Raw genomic sequence first — 6,456 nt, forward strand, 5'->3', positions numbered from 1 at the left:
TACTAACATCATCAAATCTTAATACTCATCAATAACTGCTCTCTATTAGGCTGAATCATTGTATATTTCTCCTTAAATGAGGTAATTGCACCATACATTTTCTCAGTTAAATTTTCTGGGATTTCGTCCTTTCCCCTGGTTTTTTGCTCCTCAATGTAAGCCGATGCCAAAGTTGACCTTGTGGTAATTTTTGAAATTTTATTCATTTCTTCACCAATAATTCCACGGGCATGCTGATTGGTTGTCTCCATTGTCACAAAGTCATCCACTGTTTTTTTATATGCAGCATCTAAATTGCTTAACTCTTCATCCTTTGTAAGCTTACGAGGTCCATTTTCATCAGCTACATATATTTCTCTGGTTCCATTTTCATAGCCCTTCACAATTTCATCATATAATTCTGCGTATGCTTTAACATAATTATTTGCCTTGTCAGTAATATTTAAGGCACTTTTTCCTGTATCAACATTTTGATTCTGCTGTGCTGCCTTCTTTTGAATTTCATAACTATAATCAATATCACTGATTTTTTTACTCGCTAACAGTTCCTTTCTTTGAACCACATCATCATATTTTTCCTGTCCACTCTGCTGTATACGATTACGATAATACTCCAATCCCTCATTAGAAATCGAAAGCTTCACTGATTGCCCCACTGTATGTTTTTCGTTTGTCTGACTATTTCCTTTCTGTACTTTATCAGTATTTTTTTCCATTATTGAATTCGTATTATTCATGTAATTAGATATTTTCATATTGTCACCTCAATTTCCATATTTATACAATGTCATTGACGGATAACGTCTGGTGAATGTCAAAGAATTTGATCCTACTGCATAATCATAATAATAATTAAAATTTTCTATATCTATTAACTTACCTGTTGACTGATCAATAATAACTGTCACGGCTTTAAAGTCCTGCCACAAATTATTCTCTTTATATGCCCCTGTGCATCTGCAATGAACACTGTAGAAGTTACTGTTATTTTAATTGCATACTTCATGCCTTCATATCAAAATTATCTTGCAATATTATGTTTTCACCTACACTACCAGTCTTTTCTTCACTATTTAGTGCTTTTCTCGCCTCACTAAATGCCTCATAATATGTCATTTTTAATGCTGAATGAACCTGTGACTCTGCTTTTGTTTCTTTTTCCTGCCAGCCTACTCCCCCTGTATAGGTCAAAACTTCTTCGCCCTCTTCATTGTATACATGAATTGCCGAGCCTGTCCCTGTTCCCTGATATTTTGCCTCATAAGGTATTCCAAACAGCATACAGAGCCATTTTTTGTCTGCTTCCTCAACTTCTTTCATTGCTGACATATTACCTGAATTCATTGATTGACTAAACTTTCCAATTAAAGCAGCTCTATTCGGGGCTACTTTGCTTACTTCCGTCTTTCTCAAATTCATAAATGCATTTCCCATATATACATTGTCCTGTGCATCTTTTTTTGCCAGATCAACAATCTTCTCTTTTAAAGAATCCGTTAATTTCCATTTGTTTTTTTTAGAAGATTTAGAAACATTTTTATTCGATGTGTTCCACACTTTTGCTGTGCTATAATTATTTGATATTTCCATTTAATTGAATCACCTCTCTGTTCTGTCATTTATGTAATCATACAATTCCTTATATGACAGATAACCTGATAAGTTGTTCGAATCATATTGTAACTGCATAAATTCTTTAATCATGCTCATATAGTCTTTCTTTTCATTTATGCTGTCAGAATCATAAGTGATGTTGCCATTCACACCACCAGCCGCATTCATGAAATCTCCAAAAGCATTTTTCGTAAAGCCTTCTACATCACTATATGTTGTATATGCAAGCATTTCCAAATAACTTGCATTTCTTGGATCAACATCATTTATCTGTACATTTGTATCTGTGTAATTTCCTTCTTTGTCCCAATATCTTACCCTGTATTCTGGGTTTGCCGAATCATATGCATCTGATTTATATACAGATGCACTACTGCCATCCGGAAATCCTACTGCTGTTAATGCATTTCCACTATCTTCTGTTCCCGACATATGTAATGTAATATTAGAAGATGTACTGCTTACATTTGATAACAAACCGGAATTCATACCGTTCGCTTTCGCAGTGTTTCTTTTTGTTCCTGTATAATAATTTGAATAATTATAACCGTTAATTCCTGCTATACTCATTTTCGTTTCCTCCAATTATTTTCATTCCTCTGTCATTCGGAATCTACTCACTCTCCATAACGGTCCAAAGACCATGCCTTTACAGGATAATCACAAGAAAGTACCCGACAAAAGCATACTATATTTTTATATCTACTGACTTCTTTCCACTCTCAACATACTCTCTCGTAATGCCATCCAATGCACCCTCCGGTATTGGTTTACCCGCTTTCCATGTAGGATCAGCAGCTTTTGCGGCTTTTGCAAATGCCTGTCTGTATTGATGTTCATATTGTTCCATTGTCCAGCCTGCTGATAAGCGGTCATCCTTATCCATTTTTCTGTATAAATTGTTATATACACTCTCCCTTTTGGTAGTATCACCATTTAGAGTACCATTTTCATTTAAGAATTCTTTCTTTGCCAGTTCAAACATTTCTTCCCGGCTACTCTCTGGAACAGAAATGATATGTTTATAACTGTTTCTGTTCTCATCCGTTACCGCAAGTCCTGTTAATCCGGTATTCGGATCAATCCAGTCTCCATTTTTGTCATATTGGCTCATCAGGTTCTTAATTGCCTGAACATTCGTAAACATTGCACCGTTTCCATTCTTCATCATCTCACTCAATGCTGCTTTATACTTTTTACTGTTTGTGTCAATCCCTGCTGCTTTTAATTGTTTCTGTACAGAGCTGCTGTTCATTTGGGACAACTGAATATTGTTGACTAAATTTGTTTTTGATGTTCCAAATGTCGTTTGAAATAAAAAACCGTAGTCCGTAATTCTTGACATAAGCGAAACCTCCCATCATTAAATTTTTTATATGTATCATCCATTTTATTTTTTTATATCGACACACTCCTTCTGATATTTTACCTTTTCTGCACCAAGTACGATTTTTTTGCACGAAGTAAGACTTTTTATGAATTGAGGAATAACTCAGCAATAAATTTATTTCCATCACTTTTCAATATTAAATTTCCATCATATTTTTTTACACTGCTCTGAACATTCAGCAGTCCTATTCCACCGCCTTTTCCTTTCGCTGATACCGGAAAACCATTTTTCCACTTTACCTCCCCGCAGTTATTTTCGATGCTGGCAGCTATCATTTTATGGTATGAGCCAATCTTAATCGAAATATATTTCTCTCCTTCCAGCTTCTCTGCTGCCTCAATCGCATTATCTAATAAATTTCCAAAAATAGTTGTAATGTCGATTGGTGCAAGGAAATTCAGATTCACATTATCCACCTTTATGGTTACTGAAATACCTTTTTCCCTCATAACGGATTCTTTATCGGTAAGAAGAATGTTTAATATTGGATTTTCTGTGTATTGAACCGGAATGAGTGGCTTTAACAGTTCTCTGATTTCCGCTGCATATTCTCCTGCCGTATTCCCCTGCTCTGCACCATATAATCCTTCGATTGCTTTAATATGCTTATTTACATCATGTAATATGTGGACGGTTTGATCATATTTTTTTGTCTGCGTCAAATAGTATTCGTATTGTACCTTTGCCTGTTCCCTGCATTTTCTATATCGTCATGTTGATATTATTACTTTACTATCCTGCACACTCTCTGGGAGTGACTGTATCTATCAAAAAAGAAGCCAGCAGTTTATTCACGCACTGCTGACTTCCTATAATACTACTCATTTTATTTACTTCGCTGCGTCTCAGACAATTTTTTTATTTTTAAACATAACCTCTGTTTTCCCGCCATCCCTTTACATACCACCTGATTCCAACATATACCAGTTGCACGAATAATAAGAGAAATAGCATATTGATTGGCAATACTTCCTTTATCCAATCCCCAAAGTAGATAGCTATTGCCATACTTACAAGTATCACCATTATGGTAATCATATCCCAACAGTATTTCTTATATAGCCCTGCAATCTTTATTTCGATGAATGCCAAAAGTATTCCCACACCCACCAGACATCCACCGGAAATCAGTATTCTTATCATCCAGTATATAATTCCGACAACGACAGGATTGGATATTCCATTGCTAACCTGTGCCACATTCTTCCCTGCCAGTATAGTCAATCCTGCAATGTTCTGTATAAAAGTGGCGATTGTATCAAAGAATACCACGCAATCAGAAATAAATATTTTTGACCGTATCATCTGAAAAAGAGTAGTTGATACGGAATACCATATCAGCAGAAACATCAATGCTTCATACATGGCTGTTTTTGTTTTATATCTGCCTTCCAGTTTTTCTCTCTGCGTATCATACTTTTCCTTGGCTTTCAGATAAGCTGTCTGGTTACAGTTCCCACACTTTTGATAGAGTACCGGCTTTTCAACCGGTATCTCTACTTTTTTCTGATGAGAGAGTGCATAGTCCCGTTCCTGTTCTGCCTGCCTTAGCTTATCTTGACATTCCTCTGTCATGATTTCGGCAGCGTGCGTTTTCTCTTTCTCGCTCTGCAACAATTCTTTTGTTTTCCTCAAGTCGTTCTTTAAGGCTTGAATGTTCCCTGCTCTGTTCTCGCTGTTTAACCTCTCGTTCAAGGTCAGCGATTCGTCGAGCTGCACTTTCAGTTCCTCGATAGTCCGGTCTTTCTGGTCGAGTTCTTCCTGCATCTGCTCCGTCAGCAGTAGCAGTTCTTCCAGTTGGGCGTCGCTCTTTGAGTTTTTGTATTCTGTCATCTATATCCCTCGCTTTCTCTATCTGCTGTTTAATGTCAGCAATTCGTTGTTCTGTTTCTGCAATAATCGGTTCTCGCTGTTTAATTTCTGTGCCAATTCCTGCCATTGCTGATTCTCGTCTGTAAGTTTCTGTATCTGGTCTGTCTTTTCTGCCAGAAGTATCAACAGTTCTTCTGTATCCGGTAAGATTTGAAGCAGCTCTGATAATTCTTTCTCTAATTGCTGCAATCGTTCTTCCTGCTCCTGAAAGCACATCAGCTTCTCGTCCTTTTCCTGTATCTCCTGAAGCATCTCTGCCATGATATTCTGTTGTCCCTCTATCTGTGTAATCATTGCTTCCATCATGGGAATTACTTCTTTGCTTTCTTCTAATGTCATTCAAACACTCCCTCCACATAGACAATGCACCGGATACCTTACCAAAGGTTGCAATTACCTTTTGCAGCAGTGCATTTTGTTTTTTAATCATCTGGTTTTCCTCAACCTTCCATGAACCTTTCCTTATCTGTCCGGTGAGATATTTTTCCTCAATCTTTCTTGCATCCGCACCCTCATGAATCGTAGGGACTTTTAATTTGCCCTGTCTTTCATAAGAGCGGTGGTCAATCTGATTGTCTATGGATAAATGCCGGTTACACATCCTAGCCCATTCGCTTCGCCATAACTCACAATTCTTTGGATTATTCCAGCCGGTAGCATCGGTCAGAACCCGTTTCCATTGTTTTCGGTTTCTTGCCCCGACTTTCTGTACTCCGTTTTCATCAAGTACCGGAATGCGGATTCCATGCCGGTCAGGATTTTTCTTATCCTGCCACCAGTCCGGGTGGGATTCATCAACCACGATATTTCCGTCAGTATCTCTGACAAAATCCCAGTCCTTGACTTCCTTGTTGCCCCATGAGTGGTCTGGATTGAATGGTCGCATGGTTACAAGTAAATGCACATGTGGATTTCCATCGTTCTTATCGTGTATGCTCCAATCGGCACACATTCCCTTATCCACGAAAGTCTTTTGGATATATTCGGTTGTATAATCAATCTGTTCCTGTCTGCTCCATTCTTTCGGCAGGGAAAATTCAAATGAGCGTCCAAGCTGTGCATCTGCATTTTTTTCTATCTTTAAGACCTCATTCCATAGACGCTGTTTCTGAAATGTGATTTTAAACTTTTCCAGTGCGGCATCCTTATCATCCGCTCTTTTATAACGGATAGACTGTTGAAACCTTTTTATATTTTCTTCCGGTACATGCAGCCATTCAGGAGGTGCATTTTCGCACATCATCAGACTGGTGTAGACAACTTCCTTTTTGGAAGTATAGTAACTGATCCTGCCTGTTTCCTCATTCTTCATCACATCTCCATTAAGATATGCCGATGTGGATATGACAGATTTTCCTTTACTGCGTCCGACAATCTTTACTGTAAAATGAAATATCGCCATGATACGATTCCCCCTTTCTGCCGTATCCGGCATTGATTTCCGACAGCATCTTCTTCTGGTTTGGCAGGAGTGAAGCTGTCGGAACGCCCTCTGCGCAAGAGTGCCCCCTGCGGCATGAGCAGGTCTGGCTGAAAGCCCCGCCGACGGAACGAGCCCGGCAAGCGTAAGCGCAGACCGG

8 protein-coding genes are annotated in these 6,456 nt (G+C 38.3%); all 8 read right to left on the minus strand.

All coding sequences use genetic code 11. The annotated features are described in order from the left end of the window. Positions 1-11: 11 nt before the first annotated feature. Positions 12-755 carry a hypothetical protein gene (locus OCV43_RS10030; protein ID WP_055040720.1) on the minus strand — a complete coding sequence of 248 codons (744 nt, stop codon included), beginning with the start codon at positions 753-755 and terminating at the stop codon, positions 12-14. Positions 756-1,002: 247 nt separating this feature from the next. Next, entirely contained in the window at positions 1,003-1,590 is a 588-nt protein-coding gene (locus tag OCV43_RS10035) for a hypothetical protein (protein WP_055171087.1), read from the minus strand. 9 nt (positions 1,591-1,599) lie between these two features. Continuing rightward, positions 1,600-2,184 carry a hypothetical protein gene (locus tag OCV43_RS10040; protein WP_015517456.1) on the minus strand — a complete coding sequence of 195 codons (585 nt, stop codon included), beginning with the start codon at positions 2,182-2,184 and terminating at the stop codon, positions 1,600-1,602. Positions 2,185-2,302: 118 nt separating this feature from the next. Then, positions 2,303-2,959: a DUF3879 family protein gene (locus tag OCV43_RS10045; RefSeq protein ID WP_055217061.1), complete on the minus strand. Its 657-nt coding sequence runs from the start codon at positions 2,957-2,959 to the stop codon at positions 2,303-2,305. 128 nt (positions 2,960-3,087) lie between these two features. After that, on the minus strand, positions 3,088-3,666 hold the full coding sequence (locus OCV43_RS10050) for an ATP-binding protein (RefSeq protein ID WP_242865586.1): 579 nt from the start codon (positions 3,664-3,666) through the stop codon (positions 3,088-3,090). Positions 3,667-3,868: 202 nt separating this feature from the next. Further along, positions 3,869-4,579 (minus strand): DUF6040 family protein, encoded by a 711-nt coding sequence (locus tag OCV43_RS10055; protein ID WP_262624008.1) that lies wholly within the window; start codon positions 4,577-4,579, stop codon positions 3,869-3,871. After that, complete coding sequence (locus OCV43_RS10060; RefSeq protein WP_262624009.1) at positions 4,557-6,278, minus strand: MobA/MobL family protein; 1,722 nt, start codon at positions 6,276-6,278, stop codon at positions 4,557-4,559. The genes OCV43_RS10055 and OCV43_RS10060 overlap by 23 nt, the downstream gene beginning before the upstream one ends. Then, positions 6,254-6,456 (minus strand): hypothetical protein (locus tag OCV43_RS10065; RefSeq protein WP_262624010.1); only part of this gene is annotated, 203 nt, incomplete at its 5' end. The genes OCV43_RS10060 and OCV43_RS10065, both read right to left, overlap by 25 nt.

The organism is Roseburia amylophila, assembly GCF_025567465.1.
GTDB lineage: Bacteria > Bacillota > Clostridia > Lachnospirales > Lachnospiraceae > Roseburia_C > Roseburia_C amylophila.